Here is an 18130-nt window from a genome sequence, read left to right on the forward strand (position 1 = left end):
CGCGTGCGCTAGGCGCCGGCGAGCACCGGTTCGCACCGCACCTCGGTCCGGACCGAATTGGCGATAAAGCAGGCATCGTGCGCGGCATGGTGCAGGCGCTCCAGCTCGTCGCGGGTGGGTTCGCGCTCGCCGGAGAAAGTGACCTGGGGGCGCAGGGTCACTACTGTCATCGCCATCTGGCCTTCGCGGTTCTTTTCCATCACGCCGGTGGCGGCATCGACATAGCGGTCGACGACAAAACGCTGCTTCGCCGCCAGCGACAGGAACCACAGCATATGGCAGCTCGACAGCGAGGCGATGAACATCTCTTCCGGGTCGACCGCGCTGGCGTCCGACATCGGCAACGGCACCACATGGGGCGACGACGAGCCCGGGACTTCGGCGCCGCCGTCGAAGCGCAGCACGTGCCTGCGGCTGTAGCGGTTGCCGGTGAAATCCTGCCCGTCGCGTTGCCACAGGACTTCGGCGGTATATACGGACATGCGGTTGACTCCCAAGGTTGGAATGCTTCAGGCGCCGTGCGGCACGCTCTCGCCGTCGCGCAGGCCCAGGTGCTGGTTCGCCGGCACCGCGATATCGATCAGCCTGGGCCGCGGCAGGTTCAGGTTGCGCATCATCTCGATGAACTCCTCGCGCGTGCGGCCGGATACGCGACTGTTGTGCGCGCGCTCATGGCCGATGGTCGAGCAGGTCTGGCCCTTGTAGTCGTGCGCGGGATAGACCCGGGTGTCGTCGGGCAGCGCGAACAGCTTGCGGGTCAGGCTGTCGTACAGCGTGCCGGCATCGCCCGACTGGAAATCGGTGCGGCCGCAGCCGTCGATCAGCAGCGCATCGCCCGTGAAGACGCGGCGCACGATGCCTTCGGAGGTGGACTCTTCCCACAGGTAGCTCATGCTGCCGGCGGTATGGCCGGGCGTATGGATCGCGCGCAGCACCTGCTTGCCGAATGCGACAGTGTCGCCGTCGATCAGTTGCTTCTGTGCCGGCTTGATATCGCAGCCCGACGGCGCCGCGGTGTGCGCGCCGGTCTGCATGGCCAGGTGGCCGGCCGAGGTGATGTGGTCGGCGTGGGCGTGGGTCTCGATGACCCAGGTCAGGTGTGCGCCGGTATCCTCTACCAGCGCCAGGTCGCGTTCGAGCTGGTGGTCGACCGGGTCGATCAGCAGCGCCTCCTTCGTTTCCGCATCGATCAGCAGGTACGTGAAGGTTGACGAGGCATCGTCAAAGAGCTGGTGGAAGGTCTGCATGGCGGGCCCTCTTGTTCTGCAGTCGGGGAACGCCGCAATGATACGCCGCAAACCATGCACGATGTACGACGGTTTTCTTCCCTCTCCCGCGCGCGTGAGAGGGGAGAAAACCCCGCGTTTAGCACTCCACGATATTCACCGCCAGCCCGCCGCGCGCGGTTTCCTTGTACTTCGTCTTCATGTCGGCGCCCGTCTCGCGCATGGTCTTGATCACCGAATCGAGCGATACGTAGTGCGTGCCGTCGCCGCGCAGCGCCATGCGCGCCGCGTTGACCGCCTTGACCGACGCCATCGCATTACGCTCGATGCACGGAATCTGCACCAGCCCGCCGACCGGGTCGCAGGTCAGGCCGAGGTTGTGCTCCATGCCGATCTCGGCCGCGTTCTCCACCTGCGCCGGGCTGCCGCCGAGTACCGCGGCAAGCGCGCCGGCGGCCATCGAGCAGGCCACGCCGACCTCGCCCTGGCAGCCGACCTCGGCCCCGGAGATCGACGCGTTGAGCTTGTACAGCAGCCCGATCGCGCCCGCTGTCAGCAGGAAGTCGACTACACCCTGCCGGTTCGCGCCCGGCACGAAGCGGTCGTAGTAATGCAGCACGGCGGGGATGATGCCGGCCGCACCGTTGGTCGGCGCGGTCACCACGCGGCCGCCCGCCGCGTTCTCTTCATTGACGGCGATGGCGTACAGGTTGACCCAGTCCATCACCGAGAGCGGATCCGACAGCGTGCGCTCGGCACGCTCGGTCAGGCTGCGGAACAACTCGGGCGCGCGCCGCTTGACCTTGAACGGCCCCGGCAGTTCGCCATCGGTGCGGCAGCCGCGCGCGACGCAGGCCTGCATTACGTCCCAGATATGCAGCAGGCCGTCGATGACCTCTTGCTCGCTGCGCCACGTCAGTTCGTTCTCCAGCATCAGCCGCGCAATGCTCTTGCCGCTGTCCTGCGCCATCTGCAGCATGTCCTTGCCGCTGCGAAACGGGTGCGGCAGCTGCTGCGCGGCATTGAGCACCTGGGTGTTGGGCGCACCGGCGGTGACCACGAAGCCGCCGCCCACCGACAGGTAGCGCGCTTCGCGCAGGCTCGCGCCGCTGCTGTCGAAGGCATGGAACTTCATGCCATTGGGATGCTCGGCCAGGGCCTCGCGGCGGTAGAACGCGATGTGCTCCTTCTCGACGAAGGGCACGATATGGCGTCCCAGCAGCGACAGCTCGCGCGACTTGCGCAACGCGGCGAGGCGCCTGTCGATGGAATCGGGATCGATGGTGTCGGGAGACTCGCCCATCAGGCCGAGGATCACGCCCTTGTCGGTGCCGTGCCCCTTGCCGGTGGCGCCGAGCGAGCCGTACAGCTCGACCCGCACGCTGGCCACCTGCGGCAGCAGGCCGTCGCGCTCCAGCCCCTGCGCGAACATCAGGGCCGCGCGCATCGGGCCCACGGTATGCGAGCTCGACGGGCCGATGCCCACCTTGAACAGATCGAAGACGCTGACTGCCACGGAATGTCTCCAGCAATGGGGTGGCCTTGCAGAGGCTCTTTTCAGGCGGTCGAAGTACGGCAACGGACACCGCCGCCGGCGGGCCCGCCATCTTAAGAATAGTGCGGCGGCCGAGCCACCGCAGATGCGATGGCACGGCCCGGGGGTGCGTCAGTCGACCACGTAGTCGCTGACCGGCACGCAGCTGCAGAACAGGTTGCGGTCGCCATACACGTTGTCGGCACGGCCGACCGGCGGCCAGTACTTCTGCGTGCGCAGCGACGCCACCGGATAGGCGGCTTCCTCGCGCGTGTACTTGTGGGTCCACTCGTTCGCGGTCACCACCGCGGCGGTGTGCGGCGCGTGCTTGAGCGGGTTGTCCTCGCGGTCGAAAGTACCGTCGGCGACGCGGCCGATTTCCTGGCGGATCGCGATCATCGCGTCGATGAAGCGGTCCAGCTCATGCAGTGCTTCGGACTCGGTCGGCTCGATCATCAGCGTGCCCGGCACCGGGAAGCTCATGGTCGGCGCGTGGAAGCCGTAGTCCATCAGGCGCTTGGCCACGTCTTCGTTGCTGATGCCGGTCTCCTTCTGCAGCGGGCGCACGTCCAGGATGCACTCGTGCGCGACCAGGTCGTGCTGGCCGGTGTACAGCACCGGGTAGTACGGCGCCAGGCGCTTGGCCACGTAGTTGGCCGCCAGGATGGCGTTCTCGGTGGCGGCGGTCAGGCCGGCCGAACCCATCATCGCGATATACATCCACGAGATCGGCAGGATGCTGGCCGAGCCGAACGGTGCCGCCGACACGCCGCCGATGCCGCGGTCGTCGCGGCGGTAGCCGACGCTGTCCTGGTTGGGCAGGAAATCCGCCAGGTGCGCGCCGACTGCGACCGGGCCAACGCCCGGGCCGCCGCCGCCGTGCGGGATGCAGAAGGTCTTGTGCAGGTTCAGGTGCGACACGTCGCCGCCAAACTGGCCCGGCGCGGCGGTGCCGACCATCGCGTTCATGTTGGCGCCGTCGACATAGACCTGGCCGCCGTGCTTGTGCACGATCTCGCAGATCTGCTGCACGCCCTGCTCAAACACGCCGTGCGTGGACGGGTAGGTGATCATGATCGCAGCCAGGTTCTTGCTGTGCTGCTCGGCCTTCTTCGCCAGGTCTTCCAGGTCGACGTTGCCGTTCTCGTCGCAGGCCACCACCACCACCTTCATGCCGGCCATCTGCGCCGACGCCGGGTTGGTGCCGTGCGCCGACGACGGGATCAGGCAGATGTCGCGATGGCTTTCGCCGCGGCTGGCGTGATACGCATGGATGATCAGCAGGCCCGCGTACTCGCCTTGCGAGCCGGCGTTGGGCTGCAGGCTGACCGCGGCGTAGCCGGTGGCGGCGCACAGCATGGCCTCGAGCTGGTCGATCATCTCGCGGTAGCCCACGGTCTGGTCCAGCGGCGCGAACGGGTGGATCTGGCTGAACTCGGGCCAGGTCACCGGGATCATCTCGCTGGTGGCGTTCAGCTTCATCGTGCACGAGCCCAGCGGGATCATGGTGCGGTCCAGCGCCAGGTCCTTGTCGGCCAGCATGCGCAGGTAGCGCAGCATCTCGTGCTCGGCGTGGTGCGTATTGAACACCGGATGGGTCAGGTACTCGCTGGCGCGCGCCAGTTCGGCCGGGAAGGCGTCATTGATGGCGGCTTCGAGCTTGTCGAAATCGAGGCCCGCCGGCAGCGGCTTGCCTTGCGTGAAGATTTCCCACAGCGCAACCACGTCGTCGCGGGTGGCGGTCTCGTCCAGCGAGATGCCGACGCGCGTGGCGCCGGCATGGCGCAGGTTGATGCCGCGCGCGGTGGCGGCGGCATGGATGGCTTCGGTGTTGAAGCCGGTCTCCAGCGTCAGCGTGTCGAAGAAGGTGGCGTTGGTGCGGACGAAGCCAAGCTGCTCCAGGCCGGCGGCCAGCGTCGCGGCCAGGCGATGCACGCGCTGCGCGATGCGCTTCAGGCCCTGCGGGCCGTGGTATACGGCGTACATCGACGCCATCACCGCCAGCAGCACCTGCGCGGTACAGATGTTGGAGGTCGCCTTTTCGCGGCGGATATGCTGTTCGCGCGTCTGCAGCGCCAGGCGATACGCCTTGTTGCCCTGCGCGTCGACGGTCACGCCGACCAGACGGCCCGGCATCGAGCGCTTGAACGCATCCTTCACCGCCATGTAGCCGGCGTGCGGGCCGCCAAAGCCCAGCGGCACGCCGAAGCGCTGCGAGTTGCCCACGGCCACGTCGGCACCCCATTCGCCCGGCGCGGCGATCAGCGTCAGCGCCAGCAGGTCGGCGGCAGCCACCACCAGGCCCCCGGCGGCGTGCACCGCGTCGGCGATGGCGCGGTAGTCATTGATGTCGCCGTTCACGCCCGGGTACTGCAGCAGCACGCCGAAGGCGCCCGCAGCAGCGGCGTCGGCGGCGGGGCCGACCTTCACTTCGATATCCAGCGGCAGCGCGCGCGTTCGCACCACTTCCAGCGTCTGCGGCAGCACGTCGTCGGCGACGAAGAAGATACTGGAGTCGTGCTTGTTCACGCGCTGCAGCAGCGTCATCGCTTCGGCGGCAGCGGTGCCTTCATCGAGCATCGACGCGTTGGCGATATCCAGCCCGGTCAGGTCGGTGACCATCTGCTGGAAGTTCAGCATCGCTTCCAGGCGGCCTTGCGAGATTTCCGGCTGGTAGGGCGTGTAGGCGGTGTACCAGGCCGGGTTCTCGAAGATATTGCGCAGCACGACCGCGGGCGTGACGGTGTTGTAGTAGCCCTGGCCGATAAAGCTCTTCAGTACGCGGTTCTTGCGCGCCAGGCCGCGCAGCTTGGCCAGTGCGGCTTCCTCGCTCAGCGGCTCGGTGAACTCGCCCATCGGCATGCCGTCGCGGCGGCGGATGGCGGCGGGGATCACGGCATCGATCAGCGCGGCGCGGCTGTCGTAGCCGAGCACCTTCAGCATGTGCTGCTGTTCGGGGGTATCGGGGCCGATGTGGCGGGCGGCGAAGGCGTCGCGCGCCTCCAGTTCGGCCAGCGTGGGCCGGTTACCTTGGGCGGCGGTCATGGGAAGCGGGGCGTTCATTGGCAAGAACCTCGTGGGGAGCGCTGCGGCAGGTGGTCAGCCGTGCCGCGGCGCTGCAAATGCTGTGTGCCGATCCCGGGTGCGGGACCGGCGGGGCGATCAGGCGCCGACGCTGGCCTTGTACGCGTCGGCCGACATCAGGCCGTTGACGTCGTCGCTGTTGGCCGGCTTGAGCTTGAACAGCCAGGCGTCGAAGGCATTGGCATTGACGCTTTCCGGCTCGGCCGTGGCGGCTTCGTTGACGGCGATCACTTCGCCGGCCACCGGGGCGTAGATATCGGAAGCGGCCTTCACCGATTCCACCACTGCCAGCGCGTCGCCGGCACCGACCGACTTGCCCACTTCGGGCAGTTCCAGGAAGACGATGTCGCCCAGCGCATCCTGTGCGTGGTCGGTGATGCCAATGGTGAGCGTGCCGTCGGCTTCGACGCGCACCCACTCATGCGACTCGGTGTATTTGAGGTCGGCGGGGAAATTCATGAAGGTTCTCCGGATTCAGATCTGTTTCTTGTTGGGTGATGCCTGCCCGGCAACGCTGCCGGCAGGCGAGGGCGACCGTTGGGTGAGCGGATGTTTCCCTTAGCTCACGAGTGCCTTGCCATTACGCACAAACGGCAGTTTAACCACAGTCGCGTTGAGTTTGCGGTCGCGGATCTCCACCTGCACGGTGTCGCCGACGTTCACGCCCTGCGGCAGGCGCGCGAACGCGATCGATTGCGACAGCGAGGGGCTGAAGGTGCCGCTGGTGATTTCGCCGTCACCGGCGGCGGTGATGACCTTCTGGTGGGCGCGCAGCACGCCACCTTTGTCGCGCAGGATCAGGCCGAGGAATTGCTGGCGCGAGCCGGCCGCGGCCAGTGCCGCCTTGCCGGTGAAGTCGCGCTCGCTCTGCAGGTCGACGGTCCAGGCCAGGCCCGCGTCCAGCGGCGAGGTGCTGATATCCATGTCCTGGCCATACAGGTTCATGCCGGCTTCCAGGCGCAGCGTGTCGCGCGCGCCCAGGCCGGCCGGGCGCACGCCCGCGGCATTCAGTTTTTCCCACAGGCCGGCGACGCTGGCCGCCGGCACCACCAGCTCGAAGCCGTCTTCGCCGGTGTAGCCGGTGCGCGCGACCATGACTTCGCCAAGTGCGGGGTCCTGCACCACGACAGCGTTGAACGGCTTGAGCGCATCGGAAGGCTGGGTCGACGGGAAGGTACTCCACACCTTGGCGCGGGCGTTAGGGCCCTGCACCGCGACGATCGCCAGCGGCTGCGCGCCCGCGGGCGCAACATCTTCACGGCGCGGGGTGATGGTCACGCCGCTGCCGGTGGCGTCGTTGCGCGCACGGATCCAGTCGATATCGCCGACCGCGGTGCTGGCGTTGACCACCAGGCGGAAACGGTCCTCGGCAAAGAAATAGACGATCAGGTCGTCGATCACGCCGCCTTTTTCGTCGAGCATGCACGAGTACAGCGCCTTGCCCGGCGTCTGCAGCTTGTCGACGTTGTTGGCCAGCAGGCCGCGCAGGAAGGCGCGGGTATTGGGGCCGCTGAGGTCGACCACGCACATGTGCGACACGTCGAACATGCCGGCGTCGGTGCGCACGGCGTTGTGTTCTTCGATCTGGGAGCCGTAGTTGACCGGCATGTCCCAGCCGCCGAAGTCGACCATGCGGGCGCCGAGGGCGCGGTGGATGGCGTTGAGGGGCGTGGCCTGGAGCGTCATGGAATCCTCGGGGGCAATGTCGGGTTGCGAAAACAAAAAAGGGCCATCCGCCGCAACGATCGCTATGCCAATGGCCAAGCAATCCGCTGCGGCGGATGACCCCTCTGTCCTCGATACCTGAGAGATTACGAGGCGGATTCGTTGAATCCCGTCCTCGCGCGCCCCTTCGGTGGGCACGCTCGCCACGAATGGCGGGTGCCGCTCTCCAGAGTGCGGCATGCATCGTGTGCATGTTGCATGCCGATCCGAGCGGTCCGTGGTGCCTGAGAGTTTTCGGGTGATACCCCTTCGGCGGCGCAGATATGCGCGCTCTCCCGGTCGGATGCGCGCAATGTACGGGAGGGCCCTGCCTTTGTCAACGCGGCGGGCGCCCCCCGCCAGCAGCCATTCGCCCTATCAACGGCGATGGTCGTCGGTCATTACGTTACCGACCACGCCGCCCAGGGCGGCACCGCCCAGCGTGCCTGCGGCACTACCGTGCGTCAACGCAGCACCGCCGGCCGCGCCCACGCCGGCACCAATGACCGTGTTGCGCTGCTTCGGTGTCATGTCGGCACAGCCGGTGGCCAGGGCCGCAACGGCTATGCCGGCCATCGTCGCTTTGGAAAAGGCTCGTAGCATTTTCATGATGGGCTCCGAAAGTAACTTTGAGTACGTTCGGGACGCAGGTCTGCCATCCCGCCATACTGGTTAGAGGAGGGCCCGGACGCCCGGTTTTGGGACTTACCAAGTGTTACTTCGGTAACGTCCCCGCCCCCGGAAAAAGCGGTTCCCGCTGACTGATCAGGGCCGGCCCAGCGTGTTAACATGATTAGCTTTGCGTCCGGCGCCGCCCCATGTGGTGTACAGGGCGCGACGCCGCCCCGACCACCCCCCGCAAGCATTCCCGCGCATGAGCCACGGCCTCAACGCCGCCCAATCTGAAGCCGTCCGCTATCTGGACGGACCCTGCCTCGTCCTTGCCGGGGCGGGCTCGGGCAAGACCCGCGTGATCACGCAGAAGATCGCGCACCTGATCGAAGACAAGGGCTTCGAGCCGCGCCATATCGCCGCCGTCACCTTCACCAACAAGGCTGCCAAGGAGATGCAGGAACGCATCGGCAAGCTGATGGAAGGCAAGACCACGCGCGAGGGCAAGCGCATCCCGCTCAAGCAGCTCACAGTCTGTACCTTCCACTCGCTGGGCGTGCAGATTCTGCGCATGGAGGCGGAACACGTCGGCCTGAAGCCGCAGTTCTCGATCATGGATTCGGACGACTGCTTCGGCCTGATCCAGGAGCAGCTCGGCACCACCGACAAGAAGCTGATCCGCGGCGTGCAGAGCACGATCTCGCTGTGGAAGAACGGCATGGTCGACCCCGAGGCCGCGATCGCGCAGGCGGCCAATGCCGACGAGCACCAGGCCGCGCTGGTCTACCGCAACTACGTCGCCACGCTGAACGCGTACCAGGCGGTGGATTTCGACGACCTGATCCGCTTGCCCGCGGAACTGTTCGCGCGCAACGAAGCGGTACAGCTCAAGTGGCAGAACCGGCTGCGCTACTTCCTGGTCGACGAGTACCAGGACACCAACGCCTGCCAGTACCAGCTGCTCAAGCTGCTGGCGGGGGGCTCGCACCTGCGCGCGCCGGCCTTTACCGCGGTGGGCGACGACGACCAGGCCATCTACGGCTGGCGCGGCGCCACGCTGGACAACCTGCGCGGGCTGCAGACCGACTTCCCCGACCTCAAGGTGATCAAGCTGGAGCAGAACTACCGCTCCACCGTGCGCATCCTGGAAGCGGCCAACGCGGTCATCGCCAACAATCCCAAGCTCTTCGACAAGAAGCTGTGGAGCGAGCACGGCATGGGCGATCCCATCGCCATCCACCCGATGAACGACGAGGAGCACGAGGCGGAGTCGGTGGTGTTCCGCCTGTCGGCGCACAAGTTCGAGCGCCGCGCGCAGTTCCGCGACTACGCCATCCTGTACCGCGGCAACCACCAGGCGCGGCTGTTCGAGCAGATCCTGCGGCGCGAGCGCATTCCCTATGTGCTGTCGGGTGGCCAGAGCTTCTTCGACAAGGCCGAGATCAAGGACATCTGCGCCTACCTGCGCCTGATCGCCAATCACGACGACGATCCCGCCTTTATCCGCGCAATCACCACGCCGCGCCGCGGCGTCGGCAATACCACGCTCGAAGTGCTGGGCACGTTTGCCGGGCAGGCCAAGGTGTCGTTGTTCGAGGCGGCGATGATGGGCGGCATCGAGGGCAAGCTGCAGCCGCGCCAGCTGGAGCCGCTGCGCGTGTTCTGCGAATCGATGGTGCGGCTGGCCGACCGCGCGGCCAAAGATCCGGCCACCGAAGTGCTCGACGACCTGATGGCCGGCATCCACTACGAGGCATACCTGTACGACAGCTTCGACGAGCGCCAGGCGCAGTCGCGCTGGACCAACACGCTGGAGTTCCTCGAATGGCTCAAGCGCAAGGGCACCAAGCCGGAAGCGGCCGAGGGCGAGGAAGCCACCGGCTATGACAACGCCGACGGCTTCGGCAGCGAAGGCAAGAACCTGCTTGAGCTGACGCAGACCGTGGCGCTGATGAGCATGCTCGAAGGGCGCGAGGAAGATCCCGACGCCGTGCGGCTGTCCACGCTGCACGCGTCCAAGGGGCTGGAATATCCGCACGTGTTCCTGGTCGGCGTGGAAGAGGGCATCCTGCCCCACTGCCGCGAAGACGACGACATGACCGACGAGAAGATCGAGGAAGAGCGCCGGCTGATGTACGTCGGCATCACGCGCGCGCAGCGCAGCCTGCAGATCAGCTGGTGCAAGAAGCGCAAGCGCGCGCGCGAGACGTACTCTTGCCAGCCGTCGCGCTTTATCGGCGAGATGAAGCTGGAAGAAGCGCCGGCACCCAAGGACGAAACTCCGGCGATGAGCCCCAAGGACCGGCTCGGCGCGCTCAAGGCGCTGCTCGGCGGCCCAGGCAAGACGGCGGCAGGCTGATCTTAGGTACGAAGCCCGATACAAAACCCTACCAGGCCGACAAGACCGCGCGCGCCGCTGTCCTTAGCATGACGGTTGTGCCGCTCTGCGCTTTTCACGGTGTGCGGCTTGCGGCGGCAGGGGCTGCCCGGGTCTTGCCGCGCCAGACATCAAGTCTGGCTTTTCCCTGTAATTGGCCCCCGCCGCGCCAGCGTGCGGGGGCAATTTTGGACGTGCTCGCCCTGCTGCAGGCGGTGGTCGACGACGCCGCCGACAGCGGCCACGAGGTCGCGCTCAGCGGCCAGGCGCAGCCGCTGCTGGCGTGGCCGTCGGAGCTGCGGCGCACGGTGGTCAACCTGATCGAGAATGCGCGGCGCGCGCGCCTGTCGCTACCGCGCGCCTGACACCGCCAGCGTGACGTACTGCGAGCCGCGCTGGCCGTGGCTGAAGTCGAGGGTAAAGTCCCCCACGTCGACACGGCCTTGCAGTGCGCGGCGCAGCTCGGCGGCACCGCCGGCGCGCACGCCGGCCAGCGCCCGTGCCAGCCATGCGGCGCCGATATAGCCGGCCAGCGTCGCCGAGGACGGCGGCTCATCCAGGTATTGCTTCATGCGCGCTACGTGTTCCCTGACCACGCGCAGCGTGGCCTGCTGCGGGCCGGGCGCGACCTGGGTCAGCACCATGCCGCCGGCGTAGCCGGTACCCAGGATCTCGCGCGCGGCCGTGGCACTGACCGACGACAGGCCGACCAGGAAGCCATACCAGCCCTGCGCCGCCAGTGCGCGGCCCAGTCCGGCATAGGCCAGCGTATCGCCCGCGACGATCACGGCGCCGGGGCGGGCGGCTGCAATGCGGCGTGCCACGGCGTCGGCACCCGGGTCGGCTTTGGGATCGAGCGGCACCGCGCGCGTGCCGGTCTGCGCCTCCAGCCGGGCCAGCGATGGCGTGGCGAAGTCCGGCGCCACCGCCAGCGCGATCGCGCTCAGGCCATAGCTGCGCAACTGCCGCACTGCCGCGTCGAGTTCGGCCTGGTAGTCGGCGCGGGTGAACCAGACGTTGTCCGCTGCCAATGCCAGGCCCGACAGCGGCGCCACAATCTGCACGCCGCGCCGGACCAGCTCGGCCGATGACGCCAGCGCCGGCAGGAGACGGTCGCCGGCGCCGAACAGCAGCTCGGCGTGCTCGCTGTCGGCCAGCGCCACCGCCTGGGCCACCGCGCGGCGCGGATCGGGATCGGCGTTGCGCACCACGTGGGCGATCCGTACCGGGCCGTTGGCGGCATTGACCGCGTCGAACAGCACCTTGGCGCCGGCCAGGTAGTCGCGCGCCAGGTCCGCCTGCGCACTACCGCGGTCGATCAGGTGGCCCACCACCACGGTGCGGCGCGCGGGAGACTGGGCCAGCAGCGGGGCATTGGGCAGCGCCAGGGCCGCTGCGCCGGCCGCCAGCAGGCGTCGGCGCAGCGGTAGGTACGGCAGGGAAGGGGGCAGGGTGTCCGGGATCGGCATCGCGCAATAGAAAAAGGGGGCGCAAGTCGCGCCGGCGCGCAGCGTATCCGCCACGTATTACCGCCGTGTGACGCGGGGCGCCTGCGCACCCGTGCCGTGCCAACGCCGCGCTTGACGACGATCAACGCAACGCGCGGCGCGCAGTCCTAGCATGGGCTGTCAAACACCGTTCCCCCCGCGCCCCCCATGAACCCGCTTGCCATGACTACCCTTGCGCCCGACCGCCGCGCGCTGTCGGACTTTCGCGCTCTCGCCGGCCGCATCGACGGCAACGGCCCGCGCTACACCTCCTACCCGACTGCCGACCGCTTCAGGAACGGCCCGGACCTGTCGCTGTACCACGACGCCCTGGCCGCCTGCCGTGCCGATGCGCCCGCGCCGTTGTCGCTCTACCTGCATATCCCGTTCTGCGAGAACATCTGCTACTACTGCGGCTGCAACAAGATCATCACGCGCGACCACGGCCGCAGCGCCCGCTACGTCACCTACCTGGGCCGCGAGATGGCGCTGCTGGCCGCGCGGCTCGGCACGCGCCGGCGCGTGCTCCAGTCGCACTGGGGCGGCGGCACGCCGACCTTCCTGGATCCCGAAGAAATGCGCCGCGTGATGGCGCTGCTGCACGAGCATTTCGAACTGCCGCCCGATGGCGAGCATTCGATCGAGATCGACCCGCGCCGCGTCGATGACGCGCGCATGGCGCTGCTGGCCGAACTTGGGTTCAACCGCGTCAGCCTGGGCGTGCAGGATTTCGATCCCGAGGTGCAGCAGGCCATCCACCGGATCCAGTCGTACGAAGAGACCCGTGCCGTGGTCGACGCCGCGCGCCGGCTGGGCTTCCGCTCGGTCAGCCTCGACCTGATCTACGGCCTGCCGCACCAGACTGCCGCACGCTTTGGCCGCACCATCGACCAGGTGCTGGCGCTGCGGCCCGACCGCCTTTCGGTCTACAGCTATGCGCACCTGCCGCATGTGTTCAAGCCACAGCGGCGCATCGACGAAAGCGCGCTGCCGCCTGCCGGCGAGAAGCTCGACATCCTGGTCTCCACCATCGAACGCCTGACCGCCGAGGGCTACGTCTATATCGGCATGGACCACTTCGCGCTGCCCGATGACGACCTCGCCGTGGCGCAGCGCGAAGGCCGGCTGCAGCGCAACTTCCAGGGCTACTCCACGCACGCCGGCTACGACCAGCTCGGCCTCGGCGTCTCGGCGATCGGCGCGGTGGCGGGCCGCTACGTGCAGAACGCCCGCACGCTGGACGAGTACTACGGCGCGCTGGACCAGGAGCGCCTGCCGCTGGCGCGCGGGGTGGAGATGACCGCCGACGATCATCTGCGCCGCGAACTGATCGGCGCGCTGATGTGCAACGGCGTGCTGGATATCCCCGCGCTGGAGCGGCGCCACGGCATTGACTTCGGCACCGATTTCGCGCCCGAACTGGCCGACCTTGCCACCCTGGCGGCCGACGGGCTGGTGCAGGTCCAGCCAGCCCGCATTACGGTCACGCCGCTGGGACGCCTGCTGGTGCGGCGCGTGGCGATGGCGTTCGACCGCTACCTGCGCGACGATGCCGCACGCGTGGCGGTCGCCGGGCCCGAAAGCGAAGGCACTCGCCGGTCCGCCAACGACGGCGCGCAACCGATCCGCATCGTGCCGCGGGCGCGCTACTCGCGCGTCGTGTAACCGCCGCCAGGCATGAAAAAACGCCCGCGAATTTCGCGGGCGTTGTTGTTTGCGGCGCAGTCGTGCCTTACTTGGCTGCGTTCGCCATGTAGTCCGACGCGGCGATCACGTCGGCGTCCGGGCCGGCGTAGCCACCCTTGGGCGGCATCACACCCTTGCCCTTCAGTGCGTAGTTGTGGACCGCGTCCATGCCTTCCTTCAGGCGCGGCGCCCAGGCGGCCTTGTCGCCAAACTTGGGCGCACCGGCCACGCCGGCGGCGTGGCAGGCGGCGCAGACCTGGTCATAGACCTTCTTGCCGACGTCGGCCGACGCAGCGGCTGGCGCCGCAGCTGGCGCCGCGGCAGCGGCTGCCGGAGCCGCAGCAGCGGGTGCGGCCGGTGCGGGCGCAGCAGCAGCCGCAGCGGCTTCCGGCGCCGCAGCGGTCGTCGGGGCAGCGGCAGCCGGTGCCGGCGGCTCGGGGAACTTCGCGCCACCGGCGTCGGCCATGTAGACCACGGCGCGGGCCAGTTCGTAATCGGTGTAGTCGTCAGGCGTGCTGCCGGCGCGCGGCGGCATTGCGCCCTTGCCGCCCAGCACCGACTTCATCAGGCCGTCAAAGCCCTGGCCGATACGCGCGCTCCAGTCGCCGGCAGTACCATACTTGGGCGCTCCCGCCGCGCCAGTGGCGTGGCAGGCCGCGCAGATTTCCTTGTAGACCTGTTCGCCGGTCTTGAACACGCGCGGTGCATTGGGGTCCTTGATTTCGAGCGACGCGACCGGCTTGATGCGGTCGTTGACGGCTTCCGCGGTGGTGGCAGTGCCGGCACTTTCAGTGGAGCCGTGTCCCACAAAGTTGACCAGGAGGACGATCACGAGGATCGGTACCAGGAAAGCCGCGACCACCACAGCGATCAGCTGCTTGGGGGTCTTGATGGGAGACTCGTGTTCGTGGTGTTCGTTGTGGACGTCGCTCATACAGAACTCTCAGTTTTGCAGGAAACCTTCTGGCCGCTCACCCTCGGCTTGCTTTATCTGGCCCTAGTCTGACCACTACCTGGCCCGCAGGGACCCGACAGAAGTCCGCCCCATGCTGCCTTGCGGCCATTGCCTGGCTCGGGTCTGTCGCTATTTGCGCACTTCGGAGTGTCTCCCGGGCCGGGCCCCGGATTGTCGCCGAAACCAAGCCGCAAAGCCTTGATCCTGGTCGACTGCGTGAGGGGCACGATTTGACGCAAATAGCTGGCGATTATAGCCCCATTCCACCCTTCGCCAGTGCCAAAAGCGGCGGTTGCGAGACGTAAGGCGGACCCTCCGGAGAGGCCCGCATGGACGGCGCGGGGCAAACGCGGTATCCTATGCGACTTTCCTGCGGCGGCATTCGCGCGCTGCATTGCTGTACCCGCAATACCGGTTTAAAAAACCGTCTCTGTGCGCCCGTAGCTCAATGGATAGAGTACTGCCCTCCGAAGGCAGGGGTTGCTGGTTCGATCCCAGCCGGGCGCGCCAATCCCATCCGGATTTCCCGCTTTTCCTCCGCCGCCACCACCGCCGCGAAGAACAACAACGCACAACCACAGCCTGCGCGATAAGACGCCGATGTCGATGCTGATGGTCGATATTGACCGCTTCAAGCGCGTCAACGACAACTGGGCCACGCCAGCGGCGACCGCGTGCCGAAGAAGCTGGCCGACGTGATGCGCGCGACCGTGCGGGCCATCGACGTGCCGGGCGCGCATCGGCGGCGAGGAATTCGCCGTGCTGCTGCCGCGGATGGCAAAACGCGCCTCGAATAACGCGGCGGTTGCCCAGCCCGGTCAGCGCGTCGGTCTCGGCCAGTTCGCGCAGCGCTTCGCCGCGGGCGAGGTAGTGCGAAAACAGCTTGCGGAAGCCCTGCAGCGTGACCCACAGCAGCAGCCCCAACAATAGCGCGCTGGCCGCCAGCACCGCGCTCAGGTGCGAGGCGGTGCGCAGCAGCAGGGGGCGGAGGTCAGCGAAAGCTGAACTCATCATGTGCTATCCGGCATAATAAACAAAGAACTCGATGCGTCATTGCCAGATAAGGAATGATCGAGGCTGCCAGGTATGGATATCGCCACTGCTGGCATGGATATCGGCGCGCACTTAATTCGCGGCGCAAAAAGTTTCATGACGGTCCCGCCACCTTGCGCCACGGCCATGCTGATAGATTCACCCGACCACACCCTGTCCCGAATGCCCTGTCATGGTTATCTCGACAAGCCTCCCGCGCTGGCTGCGCGGCGCGTTGGCCGGCATTGCGCTGGCCGTGCCCGCGCACCCCGGCGAGGCCGCGCCGGTCAGCCTGCCAGGATCGCTGCCGAACATGGTCGGCCTCGGCGTCGGCTCTACCACCGAGTTCGCCGGCGGCAAGGACCGCATGATCGGCGTGGTGCCCGGCGTGCGCTACGTGACCCCGGGCGGCCGCCTGCTGGAATGGTATGGGCCGTATGCACAGTTCAATTTCGGCGGCCTGACGGGATTCCAGTGGGGGCCGGCGGTAGGGCTGCGGCTGGGCCGCAACAATGTCGACGATCCGGTGGTGGCGCAGGTGCACGAGATCGACACCACGGTGGAGGCGGGCGGGTACATCGGCTATGAATACCTGAACCCTGGCCGCGTCCCGTGGCGGCTGCGCGGCGGCATCAACGTGATGACCAATGCCGGCATCGTTTACGGCGGCAGCCGCGTCACCGCCACCGGCACCTTCTGGATGCCGCTGCACCAGCGCATCTACGCGGGCATGGGCCTGGGCGCGACCTGGGTCAGCGGCAGCTTCAACCGTACCTACTTCGGCGTAACGCCGGCGGATTCGGCAGCCAGCGGCCTGCCCGTCTACAGCCCGGGCGGCGGGCTGGAGCAGTTTACGGGCTGGCTGGCGATGATCTACCAGTTCGACAAGCACTGGTATGGCGGCGCGATGGTCTACGCGCAGCGGCTGGCCGGCGACGCGGCCGACAGCCCGATCGTCACGCAGCGCGGCACGCGCAACCAGATTACCTATGGCATCGGCCTGGCTTATTCGTGGCGCTAGGTGCGGTCCGGCGCGGGGCCGGCTTGCTATGATGCAGCATGGTCGACGAGCTAGTCATTCCCCACCACGAATACCTGATCACCGCGATCCGCGCGCAAGGCGCGGGCGGCCAGAATATCAACAAGGTATCCAACGCCGTGCACCTGCGTTACGACGTGCGGGACTCTTCGCTGCCGCCCGACCATAAGGAACGCCTTCTGGCCCTGCACGATCACCGCATCACGCGCGACGGCGTGGTGGTGATCAAGGCGCAGCAATTCCGCAGCCTCGAGCAGAACCGCGACGAAGCGGTGCGGCGCCTGCATGAACTGGTGCGCAGCGTGGCCACGCCGCCGCGCGTGCGGCGCGCCACGCGTCCGACGCTGGCATCGCGCCGGCGCAGGCTGGAAGGCAAGAGCCAGCGCAGCCAGGTCAAGGCGCTGCGCGGCAGGGTGCTCGACTAGCCCCGCTTGCGAGGCCAGCCTCAGGTCAGCGGGCCGACTGTAGCGCGGCAATGCGTTCCTCGATCGGCGGATGGCTGGAGAACAGCGCCATCCACGACTTGCCGCCGGCAATGCCCATGGCCTGCATGTTCTGCGGCAGTCCGTCCGGCTCCAGGCCGCCCAGGCGGCGCAACGCCGAGACCATCGGCGTGGGCGAACCCATCAGGCCCGATGCGCCGGCATCGGCGCGGAATTCGCGCTGGCGCGAGAACCACGCCACGATGATGCTGGCCAGGATGCCGAACACGATCTCGCAGACGATCACGGTCACCATGTAGCCGATGCCGGGGCCGCTCGATTCTTCGTCGTTCTTGCGCAGCATCGAATCGACGAAGTAGCCGACCACGCGCGCCAGGAAGATGACGAAGGTGTTGACCACGCCCTGGATCAGCGTCAGCGTGACCATGTCGCCGTTGGCCACGTGCGCGACCTCGTGCGCCAGCACCGCCTCCACTTCCTCGTGCGACATCGATTGCAGCAGACCGGTGGACACCGCCACCAGCGAGCTGTTCTTGGTTGCGCCGGTGGCGAAGGCGTTGGGTTCGCCGTCGTAGATTGCCACCTCGGGCATGGGCAGGCCGGCGCGCTGCGCCAGCTTTTCCACCGTCTGCACCAGCCACAGCTCGGTGCTGGTGCTCGGGTGGGTGATGACCTGCGCGCCGGTGGACCACTTGGCGATGGTCTTGGACATCAGCAGCGAGATAAACGAGCCGCCAAAACCCATCAGCGCCGCAAAGGCCAGCAGCATGCCCAGGTTCAGGCCGTTGGCGGTCAGGAAGCGGTTCACGCCGAGCACGCTGGCGGTGATGCTGAGGACGATCATGACGGCGATGTTGGTCGCCAGGAAAAGCAGTACGCGTTTCATGTGTGTATGGAATGCAGTCGAGTGCAATCGAAGTGGATGTGGAGCAACTACGGCGGGGATGCGGA

At 67.4% G+C, this 18130-nt stretch carries 16 protein-coding genes, 1 tRNA gene and 2 riboswitches; of the genes, 7 read left to right on the forward strand and 10 right to left on the reverse strand.

Annotated features, from left to right (window positions below; all coding sequences use genetic code 11):
- Positions 1 to 8 precede the first annotated feature (8 nt).
- The 7 genes from ACAD63_RS00710 to ACAD63_RS00740 form a co-directional block, all read right to left on the reverse strand.
- Entirely contained in the window at positions 9 to 482 is a 474-nt protein-coding gene (locus ACAD63_RS00710; RefSeq protein WP_135706132.1) for an OsmC family protein, read from the reverse strand.
- Between the two features lie 27 nt (positions 483 to 509).
- Positions 510 to 1247, reverse strand: a complete 738-nt coding sequence (locus ACAD63_RS00715; protein WP_135706131.1) for an MBL fold metallo-hydrolase — start codon at positions 1245 to 1247, stop codon at positions 510 to 512.
- Positions 1248 to 1365: 118 nt separating this feature from the next.
- Positions 1366 to 2742, reverse strand: a complete 1377-nt coding sequence (locus ACAD63_RS00720; protein WP_195427201.1) for an L-serine ammonia-lyase — start codon at positions 2740 to 2742, stop codon at positions 1366 to 1368.
- Between the two features lie 150 nt (positions 2743 to 2892).
- Positions 2893 to 5823, reverse strand: a complete 2931-nt coding sequence (gene gcvP, locus ACAD63_RS00725; protein WP_135706129.1) for an aminomethyl-transferring glycine dehydrogenase — start codon at positions 5821 to 5823, stop codon at positions 2893 to 2895.
- 99 nt (positions 5824 to 5922) lie between these two features.
- Entirely contained in the window at positions 5923 to 6303 is a 381-nt protein-coding gene (gcvH, locus tag ACAD63_RS00730; RefSeq protein ID WP_133097832.1) for a glycine cleavage system protein GcvH, read from the reverse strand.
- A 99-nt stretch (positions 6304 to 6402) separates the two neighbouring features.
- Positions 6403 to 7530, reverse strand: coding sequence for a glycine cleavage system aminomethyltransferase GcvT (gene gcvT, locus ACAD63_RS00735; protein WP_195427200.1), 1128 nt, complete (start codon positions 7528 to 7530; stop codon positions 6403 to 6405).
- A 94-nt stretch (positions 7531 to 7624) separates the two neighbouring features.
- Positions 7625 to 7749: riboswitch (glycine riboswitch) on the reverse strand.
- 21 nt (positions 7750 to 7770) lie between these two features.
- Positions 7771 to 7857: riboswitch (glycine riboswitch) on the reverse strand.
- 69 nt (positions 7858 to 7926) lie between these two features.
- Positions 7927 to 8157: a glycine zipper 2TM domain-containing protein gene (locus ACAD63_RS00740; RefSeq protein ID WP_133097830.1), complete on the reverse strand. Its 231-nt coding sequence runs from the start codon at positions 8155 to 8157 to the stop codon at positions 7927 to 7929.
- Between the two features lie 265 nt (positions 8158 to 8422).
- Here ACAD63_RS00740 and ACAD63_RS00745 point away from each other — a divergent pair, with 265 nt between their 5' ends.
- On the forward strand, positions 8423 to 10519 hold the full coding sequence (locus tag ACAD63_RS00745) for a UvrD-helicase domain-containing protein (RefSeq protein WP_434033315.1): 2097 nt from the start codon (positions 8423 to 8425) through the stop codon (positions 10517 to 10519).
- A gap of 212 nt (positions 10520 to 10731) precedes the next feature.
- Complete coding sequence (locus ACAD63_RS00750) at positions 10732 to 10902, forward strand: hypothetical protein (RefSeq protein ID WP_434033316.1); 171 nt, start codon at positions 10732 to 10734, stop codon at positions 10900 to 10902.
- On the opposite strand, the gene ACAD63_RS00755 is transcribed toward ACAD63_RS00750, so the two are convergent.
- Positions 10888 to 12006: an ABC transporter substrate-binding protein gene (locus tag ACAD63_RS00755; RefSeq protein WP_434033955.1), complete on the reverse strand. Its 1119-nt coding sequence runs from the start codon at positions 12004 to 12006 to the stop codon at positions 10888 to 10890. The genes ACAD63_RS00750 and ACAD63_RS00755 overlap by 15 nt on opposite strands.
- Before the next feature lie 201 nt (positions 12007 to 12207).
- Between ACAD63_RS00755 and hemN the strand changes: the two genes are divergently transcribed.
- A complete protein-coding gene (gene hemN / locus ACAD63_RS00760; protein WP_434033317.1) occupies positions 12208 to 13689 on the forward strand; it encodes an oxygen-independent coproporphyrinogen III oxidase in 1482 nt (493 codons plus the stop codon).
- 67 nt (positions 13690 to 13756) lie between these two features.
- Here hemN and ACAD63_RS00765 read toward each other — a convergent pair whose 3' ends face one another.
- The gene (locus tag ACAD63_RS00765; RefSeq protein ID WP_133097827.1) at positions 13757 to 14644 is read right to left on the reverse strand and encodes a c-type cytochrome; all 888 of its coding nucleotides are present in this window, start codon (positions 14642 to 14644) and stop codon (positions 13757 to 13759) included.
- A 455-nt stretch (positions 14645 to 15099) separates the two neighbouring features.
- Between ACAD63_RS00765 and ACAD63_RS00770 the strand changes: the two genes are divergently transcribed.
- The 4 genes from ACAD63_RS00770 (at position 15100) to arfB (ending at position 17161) form a co-directional block, all read left to right on the forward strand.
- Positions 15100 to 15175: transfer RNA gene (locus ACAD63_RS00770), tRNA-Arg, on the forward strand.
- A gap of 164 nt (positions 15176 to 15339) precedes the next feature.
- Positions 15340 to 15462, forward strand: coding sequence for a hypothetical protein (locus tag ACAD63_RS00775; RefSeq protein ID WP_276609601.1), 123 nt, complete (start codon positions 15340 to 15342; stop codon positions 15460 to 15462).
- Positions 15463 to 15890: 428 nt separating this feature from the next.
- Positions 15891 to 16718 (forward strand): MipA/OmpV family protein, encoded by an 828-nt coding sequence (locus tag ACAD63_RS00780; RefSeq protein WP_255519649.1) that lies wholly within the window; start codon positions 15891 to 15893, stop codon positions 16716 to 16718.
- 38 nt (positions 16719 to 16756) lie between these two features.
- Entirely contained in the window at positions 16757 to 17161 is a 405-nt protein-coding gene (gene arfB, locus ACAD63_RS00785; protein WP_135706122.1) for an alternative ribosome rescue aminoacyl-tRNA hydrolase ArfB, read from the forward strand.
- A gap of 25 nt (positions 17162 to 17186) precedes the next feature.
- On the opposite strand, the gene htpX is transcribed toward arfB, so the two are convergent.
- Positions 17187 to 18065: a protease HtpX gene (gene htpX, locus ACAD63_RS00790; protein WP_135706121.1), complete on the reverse strand. Its 879-nt coding sequence runs from the start codon at positions 18063 to 18065 to the stop codon at positions 17187 to 17189.
- Between the last annotated feature and the right edge of the window lie 65 nt (positions 18066 to 18130).

Origin of the sequence: Cupriavidus sp. a3 (assembly GCF_051015765.1) — a bacterium.
Lineage (GTDB): Bacteria > Pseudomonadota > Gammaproteobacteria > Burkholderiales > Burkholderiaceae > Cupriavidus > Cupriavidus oxalaticus_A.

Excerpts from the sequence above, each read along its gene's own strand:
- ACAD63_RS00710 (WP_135706132.1), bottom strand. The coding sequence starts at position 482 with ATGTCCGTATATACCGCCGAAGTCCTGTGGCAACGCGACGGGCAGGAT.
- ACAD63_RS00715 (WP_135706131.1), bottom strand. The coding sequence starts at position 1,247 with ATGCAGACCTTCCACCAGCTCTTTGACGATGCCTCGTCAACCTTCACG.
- gcvP (WP_135706129.1), bottom strand. The coding sequence starts at position 5,823 with ATGAACGCCCCGCTTCCCATGACCGCCGCCCAAGGTAACCGGCCCACG.
- gcvH (WP_133097832.1), bottom strand. The coding sequence starts at position 6,303 with ATGAATTTCCCCGCCGACCTCAAATACACCGAGTCGCATGAGTGGGTG.
- gcvT (WP_195427200.1), bottom strand. The coding sequence starts at position 7,530 with ATGACGCTCCAGGCCACGCCCCTCAACGCCATCCACCGCGCCCTCGGC.
- ACAD63_RS00740 (WP_133097830.1), bottom strand. The coding sequence starts at position 8,157 with ATGAAAATGCTACGAGCCTTTTCCAAAGCGACGATGGCCGGCATAGCC.
- ACAD63_RS00745 (WP_434033315.1), top strand. The coding sequence starts at position 8,423 with ATGAGCCACGGCCTCAACGCCGCCCAATCTGAAGCCGTCCGCTATCTG.
- ACAD63_RS00755 (WP_434033955.1), bottom strand. The coding sequence starts at position 12,006 with ATGCCGATCCCGGACACCCTGCCCCCTTCCCTGCCGTACCTACCGCTG.
- hemN (WP_434033317.1), top strand. The coding sequence starts at position 12,208 with ATGACTACCCTTGCGCCCGACCGCCGCGCGCTGTCGGACTTTCGCGCT.
- ACAD63_RS00765 (WP_133097827.1), bottom strand. The coding sequence starts at position 14,644 with ATGAGCGACGTCCACAACGAACACCACGAACACGAGTCTCCCATCAAG.
- ACAD63_RS00780 (WP_255519649.1), top strand. The coding sequence starts at position 15,891 with ATGGTTATCTCGACAAGCCTCCCGCGCTGGCTGCGCGGCGCGTTGGCC.
- arfB (WP_135706122.1), top strand. The coding sequence starts at position 16,757 with ATGGTCGACGAGCTAGTCATTCCCCACCACGAATACCTGATCACCGCG.
- htpX (WP_135706121.1), bottom strand. The coding sequence starts at position 18,065 with ATGAAACGCGTACTGCTTTTCCTGGCGACCAACATCGCCGTCATGATC.